We start from the raw sequence: 16,983 nt of genomic DNA, 5'->3' as shown, positions 1-16,983 counted from the left end.
GAATTGAGCTTGGACCAAAAAACTGAGAAAGCCGAAACGGTCGTCGCCGCCCCCGAAGCCGACAACGCCACAGCCGCGCCGTCGCCCACTTTGCCGTCCCTGACCGCCGCTTCGGCGTCCGCCGAAGCCCCCGCGCCGCGCGACGCCGCCGTGGCGAAGAAGACCGCGACCAGGGCCAGAGCTTCGTCCAAAGCCGTGGCCAAGTCTGGTGCGGGTAATCCTGAAGCGCCCGAGACGTCGCCGCAGCATCAACTGGCCCAGATGCGTCACGACCCGGCGGCGATCCGCCGCGTGTTCGAGACCGGCGAATATCCCTATGCCGCGCGCATGCGCACCGCGCCCTATGAAGAGCACATGCTGAAATTGCAGCAGGAATTGCTCAAGGCCCAGCGCTGGGTCGAGCAGACTGGCGAGAAGATCGTCATGCTGTTTGAAGGCCGCGACGCCGCCGGCAAGGGCGGCACGATCAAGCGCTACATGGAGCACATGAATCCACGCACCGCCCGCGTAGTGGCCTTGCAGAAGCCGACCGAACGCGAGCGCACGCAATGGTACTTCCAACGCTATATTTCACAATTGCCGTCGGCCGGCGAAATCTGCCTTTTCGACCGCTCCTGGTATAACCGCGCCGGCGTTGAGCGCGTGATGGGCTTCTGCACCCCGACGGATTATCTCGAATTCATGCGGCAGTGCCCGGAAGTCGAGCGCATGCTGACGCGTTCGGGCGTCAGGCTGTTCAAATACTGGTTCTCGGTTTCGCGCGAAGAGCAGCGCCGCCGCTTCGAGGCGCGCAAGGACGATCCGCTCAAGCAATGGAAGCTCTCGCCGATCGACCTCGCCTCGCTCGGAAAATGGGACGAATATACCGAGGCCAAGGAAGCGATGTTCTTCTATACGGACACCGCCGACGCGCCCTGGATCATCGTGAAATCCGATGACAAGAAGCGCGCCCGCCTCGCCTGCATGACGCATTTCCTATGGTCCCTGCCCTATCCCAACAAGGACCTCTCGATCGTCCGCCCGCCGGACCCGCTGATCGTCGGCTCGACTGAACACGTCATCGGCCACGACATGCACATTATCGACAAGACCGTGCATCCCAATCTGAAGCGCGGCTGACGCCGGCCAGAAGCGCGAAAAAAGGCCCGCCGGAAACGACGGGCCTTTTTCGTTCTTGCGCGCGGCGCGCGGTTCAGTTCGACTTCTGCGCCTGCGCGGCCTCCAGCACTGGCGCAAGCGCCGGCACGAGAAAATTCTTCACCGCATAGATTGAGCCGGCGTTGCTGTAATGGCCATAATCGGTAGCGATCATGTCGTCCGGCACGCGCGGTCCGACGAAACGGCGACAGCCCTTCTCACCGCAAAGCTTCGCGGCCTGCGAAATATAGAAGACGTTATCGCCCCACTTGTGCGCGGCGAAAAGCGCGTCGATTTCGAGGCTTTCCGGGTTCAGATTCTCGCGCGAGATTTCGCTCGGCACGCGTCCGGCAAGCACTTCGCGGCCCACAAGAATCGGCAGGCCGGGCGACCAGGTCGGCACCTGCCCCAGCACGAACAGGGGCGAATGGACGCCGGCCTGACGCAAAGCCGCGATATTGGCGTCGAAATGTTTCAGGAAGTCCGGCAGATAGCGGATATAGCCGTAGTAGAACTCGGCGAAATAGGCGCTGACGACGATTGCCGCAGGCTGGAGCCCGACAATATTGCGGACAACTTCCTCATTGATCGCCTGGCAGCGAGGCGATCCGGCGGCGCCGCCGCGCCAGTCGTTTTGCGCCATGAGCGGCGCGCAGCCCAGCGACGACAGAACGACGACGTTCACATTGTCGCCATAGGCGCTCCTGAGCCCCGCGAGGAGATGGAGCATATGGGAATCGCCGAGGAAGACGACGGTCGGCTTGCCCGGATGGTCGAGCTTGACGCAATTGCGTTCGTTGAAAAACGCCTTCGCCTTCTCCCGGGCCTTGTCGATCAAATCGCGGTCGTGAACGCGATTTTCGCTGCAGCGAAGCTTTTCAACCGGGCCGTCGCCGCCGCCGAGCTGATAATTGAACACCGTCAGCACCGAATCGGGAAAGCGATGCGGAAAACCATTGGTCGAGCGAGTGACGCTGCCGAGCAGGCCGGCGAGCGCGAGCCCGGCCAACAGCGGCGCCGCGACGGCCAGCGGCCTGCTTCTGTAGGCCGCCGCGACCGGGCCTTCGACGAATCGCCACGTTAAAAAAGCCAGCAGGACGGAAAGCCCGAGCAGGCCCGCCGTGAGGGCGGGAGGCAGGTGATCGCCAATCTGGTTATGGGCGAAGGACAGCAGCGGCCAGTGCCAGAGATAGAGCGGATAGGAGATCAGTCCGAAAAACTGCGCGACACGATTGCCGAACACGATCTGGCTGATTCGCGCGCCCGGCGAGGCGATGACCAGCGCGCAGCCCAGTGTCGGAACGAGCGCGATGAAGCCGGGCCAGGGAGTCGCTTCGTTCAAAAGCCAGAAGATGCTGAACAGCATCAGGAACAGGCCCAGCCCCGCGCCCAGATTGGCGGCGCGCGGCGAGGGCCGGGCCGGCTGCGAGAACACCTCGCGCAGCGCCAGCATGGCGCCGAGCGCCAGTTCCCAGGCGCGCGCGCTCAGGAAATAGAAGGCGGCCGTCGAGTCGATCAGCGTCACAACCATGCAGAAGACGAGCGAGACGAGGAAAATGACGGCGACGGCGGGCGCCAGGAAGCGGCGCGCCTTGAACAGGCCAAGCAGCAGCGCGGGCCAGATCAGATAGAACTGCTCTTCGATGCTCAGCGACCAAAGATGCAGCAACGGAAAATAGCGGGCGTTGGGGAGGAAATAGGCCCCCGGCGCGCCGGCGTTGCGGAAAAGCCAAAGATTGACCGAGAAATAGGAGCTCGCCTCCATATGGCCGCCGAAGCGGCGGAACTCGGTCGGATCGAGCAGGACGAAACCGGCGACCCAGCTCGAAAACACCACCAGCAGCAGCGCCGGCAAAATGCGCTTGACGCGCTTGCCGTAGAAGCTCAGCAGCGAAAATGCGCCTGCGGCCCGCTCGCTGAGGATGATCCGCGAGATCAGGAAGCCGGAGATGACGAAGAAAATATCGACGCCGGCATAGCCGCCGGGAACCGGCAAGCCGCCGTGAAAGGCCAGCACCGCCAGCACTGCCAGCGCGCGCAAGCCATTGATGTCGGGGCGAAAGTCATGATGCGCGAGCGGTCTCGTCGCGGTCGCGCCAAGACCGCTCCCCGATACGAGCTTGTCCAACCGTCACATCCCCTGCGGGCCGCGTGTGATGGCGGCTACGCCGGTGCGCGAGACTTCGACGAGTCCGATCGGCCGCATCAGCTCTACGAAATCGTCGATTTTCTTGGCCGCGCCGGTCAGTTCGAAAATGAAGCTGTCCAGCGAAGCGTCAATGACCCGGGCCCGGAAGGCCTCGGCGAGACGCATCGCCTCCATGCGATGCTCGCCCTTGCCCTTCACTTTTATCATCGCCAACTCGCGCTGGATGGCGTTGCCAAGGATGGTCAAGTCCGTGACCTTGTGGATCGGCACGATGCGCTCCAGCTGGTGCGAGATCTGCTCGATCGTCTCCGGCGTGCCGGTGGTGACGATGGTGATCCGCGAAAGCTGCTGCGCATGGGCGACCTCGGCCACGGTCAGGCTTTCGATATTATAGCCGCGGCCCGAAAACAGGCCGACCACGCGGGCGAGAACGCCCGGCTCGTTATCGACAAGCACGGAAAGCGTGTGCGTCTCGGAACGTGACGCCTTGCCGTTGGAAGAGGAATAGGGCGAGAGCGCGGCGGGGGTCTGGGCGTTCATGGAGTCCGTCCGATCTTGAAATGGGTCCCAACTTGGCGAAGCGTGGCGTCAGACCAGCATCTTGCCCTTGTCATCGATGACGCTGCCGATGTCCTCATCCTCGTCGGGCAGGATCATTTCGTTATGCGCCTTGCCCGACGGGATCATCGGCAGGCAGTTCTCCGACTTGTCCACGACGCAATCGAACACCACCGCCTCGGGGCTGTCGATCATTTCCTGGATCGCGGCGTCGAGCTGGGACGGATCGGAACAGCGCATGCCCTTGAGGCCATAGGCCTCGGCGAGCTTGACGAAATCGGGCAAGGCCTCGGAATAGGATGAGGAATAGCGCCCGCCATGCAGCAATTCCTGCCACTGGCGCACCATGCCCATATATTCATTGTTCAGGATGAAGACCTTCACCGGGCAGCGATATTGCTTGGCGGTTGAAAGCTCCTGGATGTTCATCAGGATCGAGGCCTCGCCCGCAATGTCGATCACCAGCGAATCGCGGTTGGCGAGCTGGGCGCCGATCGCCGCCGGCAGGCCGTAGCCCATGGTGCCGAGTCCGCCCGAGGTCATCCAGCGGTTGGGCTCCTCGAAGCGATAATGCTGCGCGGCCCACATCTGGTGCTGGCCGACTTCCGTCGTGATCAGGGTTTTACGCCCCTTGGTCAGGGCGTAGAGGCGCTCGACGGCGTATTGCGGCTTGATCGTGGTCTCGGACTTCTTGTAGCTGAAGGAATTGCGGCCGCGCCAGCGGTCGATCTGGCCCCACCACTCGGCAAGCGCCTTCTTTTCCACGGAATGCGCCTCGGCGCGCCACAGCCGCACCATGTCTTCGAGCACATGGGCGCAATCGCCGACGATGGCGAGATCGACCGGCACGTTCTTGTTGATCGAGGACGGGTCGATGTCGATGTGGATCTTTTTTGAAAACGGCGCGAAGGCGTCGAGACGGCCGGTGATGCGGTCGTCGAACCGCGCGCCGACGCAGACCATCAGGTCGCAATCATGCATCGCGTTATTGGCCTCGTAGGAGCCATGCATGCCCAGCATGCCGAGCCAGTTCTTGCCGGAAGCCGGATAGGCGCCGAGGCCCATCAGGGTCGAGGTGATCGGGAAGCCGGTCTGCGCCACCAATTCGCGCAGCAGGGTAGAGGCCAGCGGGCCGGCGTTGATGACTCCGCCGCCGGTATAGAAGATCGGCTTCCTGGCCTTGGACATCATGGCCAGGGCCTGCTTGATCTTGCCGATGTCGCCCTTGAGCTGAGGCTGATAGGTCTTGTGCTGGACGTTCTTGGGCGCGGAGTAGCTCCCGCTGGCGAATTGCACGTCTTTCGGAATGTCGATCACCACCGGGCCGGGGCGGCCGGAGCGCGCGATATAGAAGGCCTCATGCAGGACGCGCGGCAAGTCCTCGATACGGCGGACGAGATAATTATGCTTGGTGCAATGGCGGGTGATGCCAACCGTATCCGCCTCCTGGAAGGCGTCCGAGCCGATCAGATGGGTCGGCACCTGGCCGGTGATGCAGACCAGCGGGATTGAATCCATCAGGGCGTCGGTGAGGCCGGTGACGGCGTTGGTCGCGCCCGGGCCGGAGGTCACCAGCAGGCAGCCGACCTTGCCGGACGACCGCGCATAGCCTTCCGCCGCATGGGCCGCGCCCTGCTCGTGGCGGACGAGGACGTGCTCGATCTTGGTCTGGTGAAAGAGAGCGTCATAGATCGGAAGGACCGCGCCGCCCGGATATCCGAACAAATGCGTCACACCCTGGTCTTGCAGGGCCTGGACCACCATTTCTGCGCCGGTCATGATCTTCGACATCTTCAGCTCCAGCCTTTTGTGTTTTCTCTGTCTGCGACTTGTCGCAGACAGAGGATCCCTCGCATCAGCTCGGCGTCACATTCGCTCCTAGCCGGACCTGCGGCCCGGCGTCTCGTGTCGCATACGCCAAAATAAAAAAGGCCCCTTTCGGGACCCGGGTAAGCGCCAGCGGCAGGATGTCCGGGGTTCAGTCCCGGCCCGCTTGTGGCGCTGGCGTAACTACAAGGATTTTCCGCATAAGGGACATTTCCTGATTGATGCGCCTGTCATAGGGCACGCTCCGGGGTCGGTCAAGCCTGTCCCTTTGGCGCATGTCGCAAAAAAATCGCTTCCGTTTCACCATAATCGCGACGCTCAAGCAGCTCGAAGCCCGGCGCCGGCTCGAAAACGGCCGCAGCCGCCTCCTCCACGATCACCAAAGCCTCCGGCGCCAGCCAGCCGCCGCGCGCCAGCGAAATCAGCGCCGGCTCGGCCAGCCCCCGGTTGTAGGGCGGATCGAGAAAGGCCAGCGTATAGGGCGGCCCTGGCGGCGCGGCGCCTAGCCTGCGCGCGTCGCGGCGGAAGATGCGTGAGACCCCGCCAAGCCCCAGAGCTTCGACATTCTCACGCAGCAGCGCCCGCGCCTGCGAACCGTCGTCGACGAACAGGCAGAAATCGGCGCCGCGCGAGACGGCCTCCAGCCCGAAGGCGCCCGTGCCCGCGAACAGGTCGATCACTCGCGCGCCAGGAACCGGCTCGCCATAGGAATGGGCCAGAATATTGAACAGGGTTTCGCGCAAGCGGTCCGAGGTTGGGCGGATACCCTCCCCGCGCGGACCTTGCAGCGTCCGCCCCTTCAATCGCCCGCCGACAATCCGCACGGCTTATTTTCTTCCGGGATTTCTTGGCGTCTTTCTCGGTCCTGACGCTCCGCCGCCCGACGATCCGCCGCCCGAAGGCTTCCCGCCAAAAGGCTTGCCTCCGGAGGGCCTGCCGCCTACGGGCCTGCCGCCGGAAGGTCTGCCTCCAGCGGGCTTCCCTCCCTGCGGCCTGTCGCCCGCCGGCCGGTCGCCAAAACCCCGGCTCGGCTTTTCGCCGCGCGGGCGCGCAAAATCCCGGCCTCCAGCTCTTTCGTCGCGCGGGCGGGAAAAATCCCTTCCGCCGGACTTGTCGTCGCGCGCCGCTCCGTCGCGGCGGAAATGCTTGGCCGCGCCGGTCTCGCCAGCAAATTTTTCCGAGCGCGGTCCGCCTTTTCCCGCCGGGCTTTTCCGCGCGGGGGCCTCAACCTTTTCTCGCTCCGCGCGGAAGCGGCGGGCGTTGCGCGTGTCCTCCGGCTCGGCGCGCGGCCCCGCCGCGCTGACGCGCTCGACCACGACCTTGCGGCCCCTGCGATCCTGGGTCGCGCCGCTTTCGACGCGACGGCGGGGGCCTTTCTCCGCCTTGTCGCGCTCGCTGCGCAGGGCCGAGACATGTTTGCGCGGCCCGGCCTTTTCCGTCCCGATCTTTTTTTCGGCGCGAACCTTTTTCTCCGCCTGTTCCGCCGGCGGGCGTTTCGCGCGCGGGCCGCCTTCGCGCATCGGGCGGCGTTCCGGCTCATATTCGGGTTCCGGCGTGCGGTCGATGACCGGCCCGTCGAAATCGACGCCCGCCTCCTGCGCCAGACTCGCGCCGAGCTGGTCGGCCAGCACGCGCGTGCGCACCTCCTCGACCGCGCCCTCCGGCGTCTCGCCAAGCTGGAATGGGCCGTAGGACAGGCGGATCAAGCGGTTGGTCGCAAGGCCGAGATGTTCGAGCAGTCGCTTGACCTCGCGGTTCTTGCCCTCGCGCAGCCCGAGCGTGATCCAGACATTGGCGCCCTGCACGCGATCGAGCTTGGCGTCCACCCCGGCGTAGTCCACGCCGTCGATGGTGACGCCTTTGGCGAGCGTATCGAGCCGCGTCTGATCGGTCAGGCCATTAGCGCGGGCGCGATAGCGGCGCAGCCAGCCGGTCGAAGGCAGCTCCAGCACGCGCGCAAGGCCGCCGTCATTGGTGAGCAGCAGCAGGCCCTCGGTATTGATGTCCAGCCGTCCGATCGACATCAGGCGCGGCAAATGCGGGTTCTTTTCCGCGATATAGTCGAAAACCGTGGGCCGGCCTTCCGGATCGCGGTCGGTCGTGACGAGGCCGCGCGGCTTGTGGAACAGGAAGAGGCGGGTGCGCTCGCGGGTCGAGAGCGGACGGCCGTCCACCGTGACCTTGTCGTTGTCCGTGACGTTTTTCGCCGCGCTGGTCAGAACCTCGCCATTGACCGCGACGCGGCCCTGCTCGACCCACAACTCCGCGTCGCGGCGCGAGCACAGGCCGGCGCGCGCCATGACCTTGGCGATGCGCTCGCCGTCGAAATCGCGCGCGGCGGGCGCGGGCTTTTTCGCAGCCGGTTTTCTGGCTACGGGTTTGCGGGCGGGGCCGGGCTTTTTGGGAGTGTCGTTTTCCATTGCCGTCTGATAGCAGAGGCGGCGTTGTTGCGAAACATTTGCGTGAGGTTCGCCTTGCCCTTGCCGGAAACGTCAGCCGACGCCTTTTCAGACCCTTTGTCCGGTCCTTGGGAGCGCGCCTTCGCCGAGGCGCGGGCGGCGGCGGCGCGCGGCGAGACGCCGATCGGCGCCTGCGTGGTCAAGGACGGCGAAATTCTCGCAAGCGCCGGCAATCGCACGATCCAGGACCACGACCCGACCGCCCATGCCGAGGTGCTGGCGATCCGCGCGGCCGCGAGGCGGCTCAAGGACGAGCGCCTGATCGGCTGCGACCTCTATGTGACGCTGGAGCCCTGCGCCATGTGCGCCGGGGCGATCTCCTTCGCCCGTATTCGCAGGCTTTATTTCGCCGCCGAAGACGAAAAGGGCGGCGCGGTGGAGAACGGCCCGCGCTTCTTCGCCCAAAAGACCTGTCATCACCGCCCGGAGATCTATGGCGGGATCCGAGCCTCAGAGGCCGCCGACATGTTGCGCGACTTCTTCAAGGCGCGGCGCTGACAAGACGGCGCCGGCTTATCCAGCGTTGGCCCGTCCCGGCTGCTCGAGTTTCGCGATCTGCGCGTTTTCGAGGAACCGCTCAGTGACGTCTTTCGGCATCGGCCGCCCGAACAGATAGCCCTGGCCGAAGGTGCAGCCCTGGCGCGACAGCCAGTCGAGATTGGACACGGTTTCGATGCCCTCGGCCGTGGTCTCCATGCCCAGGCTCGCGCCAAGCTGGATGATGGCGTCGACCAGCTTGGCGCCCTCGCTGCCCTGCATGAGCGTCGTGACGTAGCTCCTGTCGATCTTGAGCTTGTTGAACCGCAGTTCGCGGAGATGATAAAGGCTCGAATAGCCTGTTCCGAAGTCGTCGAGGGCGATCTTCACGCCGATATTCTGAAGCGACATCAGCGCCGAACGCGCGGCCTGGAGATCGTTGATGATCGCCGTTTCGGTGATTTCCGTTTCGAGACGGCTTGGGGCGAAGCCCGTCTCGGTCAGGATGGCGAGGACCCGCTGGGGCAGACGTGGATCCTGAAGCTGCTGCGGCGCCACATTGACCGAGAGCAGGAGATGAGGCGGCCAGTTTTGCGCGCTCATGCAAGCCTGGTGGAGCAGACTGTAGAACAGATCGCCGATCATTCCGGTCTGCTCGGCGACGGGGATGAATTGATCCGGAGCGATCAGACCCTTGGTCGGATGGTTCCAGCGGGCCAGAGCCTCGAAACCAACGAGGTCCTCGGACGGGAGCCTGACGACAGGCTGGAAAAAGGGCACGAATTCGCCGCGCGCGATCCCCAGGCGCAGATCGGATTCCAATTCCGCCCGCGCCTTCAAGGCCGCGCCCATCTCGGCCGCGAAAATGCGAAACGTCCCGCGCCCGTCCCTCTTGCCCTCATACATCGCAAGATCCGCCGCATGCAGCAGGCCTTCGGCTTCATTATTGTCCAGCGTCACCGGGGCGATCCCGATGGTTGCGTCCACATGAATCCGGTTGTGGTTCCAGTGAATGGGCGCCCGTATCGCGGCGATAATTTGCTCCGCCAGTACGATGAGCGTGTCCGGCCCTTCGCCATAAGGCACGACGGCGGCGAATTCGTCGCCGCCCAGACGGGCCACGACGCCCCTTGAGGGAACGATCTGGCGCAACCTGTCGGCCACGGCGCAAATCACGGCGTTTCCCGCGGCATGGCCATGGACGTCGTTGACCGGCTTGAACCGGTCGAGATCAATGACCATGACAGCGAGCCGGTCGCCGGGCTGATGCGCCTTCGTCATCCCGTCAAACAGTTCAAGGAAGAAACGGCGGTTGGCGAGCCCGGTCAGCGCATCGTGGCGCGCGATGGATTCGGTGCGCATTTCCGCCGCGGCGCGGCCCCTCATGGCCTTGCGCAGCAGGAAGGATTTGCGAATGGTGGCCGCGACCGCGCCGAGGCCTATACATCCGCTCAACATCACGAGGTTCAAAAGATCATGGCGTATTGCAAAGTAAAAGAAATAATCGAAGAAGCCGAATTTAGTACCAAATACCCAAATGCAATAGCCAATCATCATAAGGCAAAGCATTTCATATAGCTCGCCTTGCCCCCAGGAATATTTTTGTGTCTTCGCCATCAGGCAGAATTCCAGTAATGTAAGCGATCGCTCGCCTTAGCCCTCCTGTGATTACGATCCAAGCCCTTAATGCGAGGTAATTCCTACAATATTAACATTCATTAGTATTAACGGCGCACCACGGAACCGCCATTAACCGACTGACTGAAATCAATGGATTTCAGCGGGCGGCGCAGGGATCTGCGGAAAATCCAGCGGCCGCGAACTGTCGTCGCGGCTCAGGCGACCGCCGCAACCGCTTCCCCGCCAATATCTTGCGCGCGGAAGCCTTGCGCGCGCGCGTCGAGCGCCACCCGAATGTGCATTGGGACCTGACGGCGCCCCTTGGCGCGCGGAATCGCCAGTTCGACGATCGGCTTGCCCTCCGGAAAGAGGGCGTCATGCTCGGCCCAATTGTCGAAGTTGAGACGATCGGCATTGTCGATAAACGTCTCCGCCGGCGTGTTTTCGGCCAGGATCAGGGAATGATCGTCCAATTCGATATGATAATAGACGAAGACGGAAGAAACCTTGCTCTCGCGGACGATCGACGTACCATTGACCAGCGCGGCGGCCTGAATCAGCACGCCGCCGACCAGCAGCGCGTGATCGGGCGACAGCAGCAGATCGCGGGCGGGCACATTGTCGGCAAGGGCGCCGGCCTTGACGCGGATCGGCCAGCTGCGCAGCGGATCGGCGAAGATCGCCGACACGGTCTGCCGACCGACCCAACGAACCGGCTTCGCCTCGCCCTCCGCCGTCACGACCAGATCGCCGCATTCGAGCGTTTCGACCGCCGCCTCGCCGTCCGGCGTGCGGATCAGCGTGCCGGCCATGAAGCAGAAAACGTCGATCTGATCCGCCGTCGCGGCGTTGTTGGGGCCGGTCAGGCCGAACGCGCCGGTGATCGTGGCGAGCAGGTTATAATGATTATAGGGCGTGTCGTAATTTCCCGGCACGACATTGGCGCCATAGAGAATGGCTGGAATCTGGTTGCTCGCCTCGACAGGGCCGCCGGATTCGTCGTCATTCTCGTCCCAGACCACCACCAGCAAGGAATTATTGTTCAAGGCCCATTCGGCATAGGCGGCCAGATTGGTCTGGAGCCAGGAATCACCCTGCGCGATCGTCCCGTTATGCATGTCGTTGGTGACGCTGGGGATAACGAAGGAGACGTCGGGAAGAGAGGAATAATCCCCATTCGGAAACAGTGACGGAAAGCTGGTGAAGCTCTGCTGGACCGTGCGGCCCTCGGGGAACGAGACCCAGGGATCATGGTTGAAATCGCTGCCGCCGCCGCCCTGATCGACATAGCCGGTAAAGGTGAGGCCGGCGTCATGCAAGACCGTATAGAGGGTTGGGTCCGGCAGGCTGTGCACTGCGTCATCGGTTGTGCCGAAAGTAGAGCCCGCGTAAAGCGCGAAATAATTCGGCTGGCTTGGATGCACTTCCGCCGTAAAATTGGTCAGATTGGCGCCGCCCGCCATCAGGCTGTTAATGAATGGCGCGTCGGGATTTCCAGCGATCTGGTCGTAATTGTGGTTTTCTTCAACGACAACAACAATATGACTATAGGCTGGCGTGGTCATGAGCGCGGCTCGCAAATTGACTTGGGGCCGCCGCCGTCAGAGGCGGCTGGATTGGCTTTCTCCGTGAAACATGCCGGATTCGGGCGGGTCTGGCGAGCGCCAGACCCGCCCGGCCTTATCGTTAACAAAGATTACCACAGAGCTGACGCTTCATTCAGGCGCTAAATCGGCGCCCCGAATACCGCTAAAGCATTAGGCCTTGGCCTCTGCGGCAATTGCGAGAGGCGCGCGGAAAGGCCACTTCGACCAGGCGCAAATCCGGATGGTTCGCGGAGGCCCGCAACGCCGACCGCGATACCCCCTGCTGCTCAGAGGCGGCTGAGCAGCTCGGTCTTTTTTGCGGCGAATTCTTCTTCCGTCAGGATGTTCTTCTGACGCAGATCGGCGAGGCGTTCGAGCGCGGCGAATATATCGTCCCGCGAAGTAGAGCCGCCCGGGGCGGCCGCAAAGGGCGCCGGCGAAGGCGGGGCGAAGAAGGGCGCAGGCTCTTGTGGCGGAGACTGTTGTGGCGCAGACTCTTGCGGCGCGGGCGGCGGCGGAGCCATCTCCCCCCCGGGCGAAATGAGAGGCAGATCGGCGACGCGGACGAGGCCGTACTGGCTCGTGAAGGTCACTGACTGGTCGCCGCTCTGCTGCTGCGAGAAGCCGCCGATATTGTGATCGAGCGTATCGTAAACCCGCGTCTGGCCGCCCAGCTGGACGGCGAGGCGCCGCGTCCCCGGGAAATAGGCGTAGCGCAAGTCGTTCTGCGCTCCGGTCGATGAGGGCGAGCCGAGTTCGGCGGGCCACCACGAGCCGGAGCCGGGACCCTGCACGAACAGGCTGGAGCCCGAATTCAGGAAGCCCGAAGAAACGCCCCCCTGATTTTGCCAAGATGAACCCTGCGATTGCGACTGGCTGGCGGCCGGCGCGGCGAATATCGTCTGGCTGCGCAGCAGGGCGGACATCTCGTCGCAGAGCGCGGCGACGCGATATTTCAGATTCTGATTGAACATGTCGCCAATCATGATCATGCCGCCCTGGGACCATTGCCCCATGCCGCCGAATTCGGGATGGTTGAACTGGGCTTGGGTTCCGTAACCGGCGGAGACAGCGCGCAACAGGGTCGAAACCGCGTCGGGGCTGAACCCTGTCCGCTGCGCCATGTCGTTGACGAGCCGCTGCCCTTCGGGCGTGAGATCTTGCATGATGCCGGCTCCGGTTTGGCGACCCGAGGGCGGGACGTCCGAAATTCCTGCAAAAAGGCGCCATTTGACGCCTCAGGTCAAGAGCTCGGCGCCCACCCCGGAGCCGCGCCGAAGCTATTTGCCGGAGAGAATGACAAAGCCCTGTTTCTCGAAGGCCTTGGCCGCTTCCGGCCCTTCCAGGAAGGCGAGAAGCTTCTTGGGCGCCTCGCCCTTGGCCGCCGCCGTCAGCGCGATCGGATAGACGATCGGCTTGTGCGAATCCGCCGGGAATCGCGCGACGATCTTGACGTCCGGCGAGGCTTTGGCGTCGGTCGCATAGACGATGCCGAGCGGCGTCTCGCCGCGCGAAACGAACAGCAAGGCCGAGCGCACGCTGTCGGCGAAGGCGGCCTTGCCCTGAACCTCGTCCCACAGGCCCAGCTTGGTCAGCGCCGCCTGGCCATATTTGCCGGCCGGAACGCTGGCGGGATCGCCCATCGAAAGCCGGCCGTCCTTCAGGGCGGCGGCGAAGCCTTCCTTGGTTAGCGCGACGGAATCGCCCGCCGCCGACTTTGGCGCGACCAGCACCAGCTCATTGCCGAGCAGATCCTTGCGCGTTTCCGGCGCGATCAGCTTCTTGTCGGCGAGATAGGCCATGCTCTCCACATCGGCGCCAATGAAGATATCGGCCGGAGCGCCCGCCTCGATCTGCCGCGCGAGCGGAAAGGAGGCCGCATAGGAAATGGAGACATCCTCGCCCGTGCGGCTTTTCCACAGCGCCGCCGCCTCGTCGAGCGCGTTCTTCAGGCTTGCGGCGGCGAAGATGGTGACGCTCGCGGGTTTGGCGGCCGGCGCGACCGCCGGCGCGGGGGTCGCGTCCAGAGCCAGGGCCGGCGAAAGGAAGCCGGAAAAGGCCATAGCCAGCAGCGCGCGCCGCGTCGAGGCAAGTTTTCGGATGGAAGTCAGCCGCATAGTCGCATTCTCCTTGCGCGCGAATTCGTGGCATATAAAAGGCATAGACCATTGTCGAACTCGCCATCCGCAATGTGTAACAAATTTACAGCTTTGGGGGAAGCATGACGGAAGCAGGTCTCGGCGCTTCGGCTTTCGAGCAACATCCTTTGCGGGCGCGCATCCTCGGCGAATTGCACGCGCGACCGACTCGGCCGCTGGAGACGCCGGCGCGCATCCTGCATTTCGCCTTCCTGACCGATTCCTCCCGCGCCGACGCCGACCGCGCCGCGCTGACCAAGGCCTGCGTCGAGCGCGGCCTGACGGGTCCGGACGCCCAAACCCGGCAATTCCGCATCGAATTGCAAGGCGCGACGCTGGTGTGGGAACGGCATGGCGAATTCATCACCCATAGCTGGGAATTTGCCGGCCTCGAAGGCGAAACTCCCTTTGCGCCTTCCCCCACGGCGCTGATGCAGAAAGTGCAGATGTTGCCGCAGCCGGGGCCGCTGCTGGTCGCAGCCGATCTGCACATGCTCGCCGGCGACCGCGAGCCCGCCTCGCTTGGCGCGGTGTTCGGCCCGCTGCAAATGGCGGTTTCCGAGGCCAATGCCGGCCGCGCGCTCATCGCCACTGATTTCGCGCCGGATACGTTCGGCTTCGTGCGCATATTTATCGCGAACCGTTCAATGCCGCCCATGGCCGCCGGCCGGCTGGCCCAGCGCGTGCTGGAGATCGAGACCTATCGCACACTCGCCCTGATGGGCCTCCCCGAGGCGCAGAGGCTCGCGCCCTCCATCCGCCGCATCGAGGAAGAATTGCCGCGCCTGCTCGACGCCATGACCACCGCCTCCGGCGTCGAAGCCAATCGCAAATTGCTCGACGAGCTGACATCGCTCGCCGCAGAACTCGAAGTCGGCGCAACCGCCAGCCTGTTTCGTTTCGGCGCGACCCGCGCCTATGACGATCTGGTGCGGACGCGGCTCGAAGCGATCAATGAAACGCCTTTGCCCGATTATCCGAGCTGGGATGGTTTTTTGACCCGGCGCCTGCATCCAGCCATCCGCACCTGCCTCAACACCGAGGCGCGCCAGGCCGATCTCTCGCGCAAACTGGCGCGGGCGGCGCAATTGCTGCGCACGCGCGTCGATACGGAAGTGGAGGCGCAAAACGGCGATCTACTGCGGCAGATGGGCGAGCGCGTGCAATTGCAACTGCGCTTGCAGCAGACGGTGGAAGGACTTTCCATCGCCGCCATCACCTATTACATCGCCAGCGTCGCCCATCATGTTTTTGAGGGCGCCCATCAGGCGGGCCTGCATGGCATCGACCCCGCCGTGGATACGGCGATCCTGATTCCCTTCATCGTCGGCTTCGTCGGCTGGACGGTCTGGCGCATCCGCCGCAAGCACAGCGCGGAATAAGCTTTCCGCCACCGGCGCGAGCCGGGAGCAGTCGCTCCCGGCCGCCGATGAGGCTCAGACGTAATCCGCTTCGCTCAGGCCCAAGGCCTTCGCCACGCCCGCGCCATAAGCGGGATCCGCCTTGAGGCAGTTCCGCACATGGCGGACCTGGATCTCCTTCGGCGCGCCGCCCAGCGACCGAGCGGTGTTCTCGAACAGAACCTGCCTCTTGTCCGGCGTCATCAGCTGGAACAGCGCGCGCGGCTGCGAATAATAGTCGCCGTCCTCGCGGTGGTTCCAGTGATCCGCGGCGCCTTCGATCGAGAGCGGCGGTTCGCGGTAATCGGGCTGCTCCTTCCACTCGCCATAGGAATTCGGCTCGTAGCCGAGGCGGCCGCCGAAATTGCCGTCAACCCGCATGGCGCCGTCGCGGTGATAGGAATGGACCGGGCAACGCGGCGCGTTGACGGGAATCTGCTGGTGGTTCACGCCCAGCCGATAGCGTTGTGCGTCGCCATAGGAGAACAGCCGCGCCTGCAGCATCTTGTCCGGCGAGAAGCCGATGCCGGGCGGGACATTGGCCGGATTGAAGGCCGATTGCTCGACCTCGGCGAAGAAGTTCTCCGGATTGCGGTTCAGCTCCATCACGCCGACCTCGATCAGCGGATAGTCCTTGTGCGGCCAGACCTTGGTCAGATCGAAGGGATGGTAGGGAACCTTCGAGGCGTCGGCTTCCGGCATGATCTGCACGAACAGCGTCCAGCGCGGGAAGTCGCCCTTCTCAATGCTCTCGAACAGGTCGCGCTGATGGCTCTCGCGATCCTTGCCGATGATCGCCTCGGCCTCTTCGTCGGTCAGGTTCTTGATCCCCTGCTGCGACTTGAAGTGGAACTTCACCCAATGACGCTCGTTCGCGGCGTTGATGAAGCCGAAGGTGTGGCTGGCGAAGCCATGCATGTGACGATAGGTCGCGGGAATGCCGCGATCGCTCATCACGATCGTGACCTGGTGCAAGGCCTCGGGCAGCGAGGTCCAGAAGTCCCAGTTGTTTTTGGCGCTGCGCAGGTTGGTGCGCGGATCGCGCTTCACGGCATGGTTGAGGTCGGGGAACTTCAACGGGTCGCGCATGAAGAAGACGGGCGTGTTATTGCCCACCATGTCCCAATTGCCTTCCTCCGTGTAGAATTTCACCGCGAAGCCGCGAATGTCGCGCTCGGCGTCGGCCGCGCCGCGCTCGCCCGCGACCGTGGTGAAACGGGCGAAGAGTTCGGTTTTCTTTCCGATTTCTGAAAAGATCTTGGCCCGCGTATAGCGGGTGATGTCATGGGTCGTCGTAAAGGTCCCGTAAGCGCCCGAGCCCTTGGCGTGCATGCGCCGCTCCGGGATCACCTCGCGGTCGAAATGGGCGAGCTTTTCCAGCAGCCACACATCCTGCAGCAGGGCGGGGCCGCGCGGCCCGGCCGTCATGATGTTCTGGTTGTCGACCACCGGGACGCCTGCGGCGGTGGTCAGCTTCTTGCCGTCGTCGGTCATGAGTTTCTCCAGTTTGGGAGCCACGGCGCAATCATGCGCCGCAATTCACGCCGAAGCTATGACATGGGCGCCTCGACCCACTCCAACGATTAAAACAAGTTTTTTTAATCGATTTCATCGATCAATCCGGACAAAGCT

The 16,983-nt window shown here is 63.7% G+C and carries 14 protein-coding genes; 4 read left to right on the top strand and 10 right to left on the bottom strand.

Going from position 1 to position 16,983, the window contains the following annotated elements; all coding sequences use genetic code 11:
* Positions 1–9: 9 nt before the first annotated feature.
* Positions 10–1,119, top strand: coding sequence for a polyphosphate kinase 2 (gene ppk2 / locus QZ409_RS21640; protein WP_296715526.1), 1,110 nt, complete (start codon positions 10–12; stop codon positions 1,117–1,119).
* Positions 1,120–1,192: 73 nt separating this feature from the next.
* Here the strand turns inward: ppk2 and QZ409_RS21635 are convergent, their stop codons facing one another.
* The 5 genes from QZ409_RS21635 to QZ409_RS21615 all read right to left on the bottom strand — a co-directional run bounded on the left by QZ409_RS21635 (position 1,193) and on the right by QZ409_RS21615 (position 8,091).
* Positions 1,193–3,265: an acyltransferase family protein gene (locus QZ409_RS21635; RefSeq protein ID WP_296715524.1), complete on the bottom strand. Its 2,073-nt coding sequence runs from the start codon at positions 3,263–3,265 to the stop codon at positions 1,193–1,195.
* Between the two features lie 3 nt (positions 3,266–3,268).
* On the bottom strand, positions 3,269–3,826 hold the full coding sequence (gene ilvN / locus QZ409_RS21630) for an acetolactate synthase small subunit (protein WP_296715522.1): 558 nt from the start codon (positions 3,824–3,826) through the stop codon (positions 3,269–3,271).
* Between the two features lie 48 nt (positions 3,827–3,874).
* Entirely contained in the window at positions 3,875–5,635 is a 1,761-nt protein-coding gene (locus QZ409_RS21625; protein ID WP_296715519.1) for an acetolactate synthase 3 large subunit, read from the bottom strand.
* Positions 5,636–5,925: 290 nt separating this feature from the next.
* Entirely contained in the window at positions 5,926–6,495 is a 570-nt protein-coding gene (gene rsmD / locus QZ409_RS21620) for a 16S rRNA (guanine(966)-N(2))-methyltransferase RsmD (RefSeq protein ID WP_296715516.1), read from the bottom strand.
* Between the two features lie 3 nt (positions 6,496–6,498).
* Positions 6,499–8,091: a pseudouridine synthase gene (locus QZ409_RS21615; protein ID WP_296715513.1), complete on the bottom strand. Its 1,593-nt coding sequence runs from the start codon at positions 8,089–8,091 to the stop codon at positions 6,499–6,501.
* A gap of 96 nt (positions 8,092–8,187) precedes the next feature.
* Between QZ409_RS21615 and QZ409_RS21610 the strand changes: the two genes are divergently transcribed.
* The gene (locus QZ409_RS21610; RefSeq protein ID WP_296715580.1) at positions 8,188–8,628 is read left to right on the top strand and encodes a nucleoside deaminase; all 441 of its coding nucleotides are present in this window, start codon (positions 8,188–8,190) and stop codon (positions 8,626–8,628) included.
* A 15-nt stretch (positions 8,629–8,643) separates the two neighbouring features.
* Here QZ409_RS21610 and QZ409_RS21605 read toward each other — a convergent pair whose 3' ends face one another.
* Positions 8,644–9,900, bottom strand: a complete 1,257-nt coding sequence (locus tag QZ409_RS21605; protein WP_296715579.1) for an EAL domain-containing protein — start codon at positions 9,898–9,900, stop codon at positions 8,644–8,646.
* Between QZ409_RS21605 and QZ409_RS21600 the strand changes: the two genes are divergently transcribed.
* On the top strand, positions 9,805–10,185 hold the full coding sequence (locus QZ409_RS21600) for a hypothetical protein (protein ID WP_296715582.1): 381 nt from the start codon (positions 9,805–9,807) through the stop codon (positions 10,183–10,185). The genes QZ409_RS21605 and QZ409_RS21600 overlap by 96 nt on opposite strands.
* Positions 10,186–10,442: 257 nt before the next feature.
* Here QZ409_RS21600 and QZ409_RS21595 read toward each other — a convergent pair whose 3' ends face one another.
* The 3 genes from QZ409_RS21595 to modA form a co-directional block, all read right to left on the bottom strand.
* A complete protein-coding gene (locus QZ409_RS21595; RefSeq protein WP_296715511.1) occupies positions 10,443–11,792 on the bottom strand; it encodes a Hint domain-containing protein in 1,350 nt (449 codons plus the stop codon).
* Between the two features lie 308 nt (positions 11,793–12,100).
* Positions 12,101–12,979: an SHOCT domain-containing protein gene (locus QZ409_RS21590; RefSeq protein WP_296715507.1), complete on the bottom strand. Its 879-nt coding sequence runs from the start codon at positions 12,977–12,979 to the stop codon at positions 12,101–12,103.
* A gap of 114 nt (positions 12,980–13,093) precedes the next feature.
* Positions 13,094–13,930, bottom strand: coding sequence for a molybdate ABC transporter substrate-binding protein (modA, locus tag QZ409_RS21585; protein WP_296715505.1), 837 nt, complete (start codon positions 13,928–13,930; stop codon positions 13,094–13,096).
* A 104-nt stretch (positions 13,931–14,034) separates the two neighbouring features.
* Here modA and QZ409_RS21580 point away from each other — a divergent pair, with 104 nt between their 5' ends.
* Positions 14,035–15,333, top strand: a complete 1,299-nt coding sequence (locus tag QZ409_RS21580) for a DUF3422 domain-containing protein (protein WP_296715504.1) — start codon at positions 14,035–14,037, stop codon at positions 15,331–15,333.
* A gap of 54 nt (positions 15,334–15,387) precedes the next feature.
* Here the strand turns inward: QZ409_RS21580 and QZ409_RS21575 are convergent, their stop codons facing one another.
* Entirely contained in the window at positions 15,388–16,845 is a 1,458-nt protein-coding gene (locus QZ409_RS21575; RefSeq protein ID WP_296715502.1) for a catalase, read from the bottom strand.
* Positions 16,846–16,983: the final 138 nt, after the last annotated feature.

It is taken from the genome of Rhodoblastus sp., assembly GCF_019449565.1.
Taxonomy (GTDB): Bacteria; Pseudomonadota; Alphaproteobacteria; order Rhizobiales; family Beijerinckiaceae; genus Rhodoblastus.
Note: the sequence above shows the minus strand (reverse complement) of the source record. Positions and strands in the feature narration are given on the sequence as shown.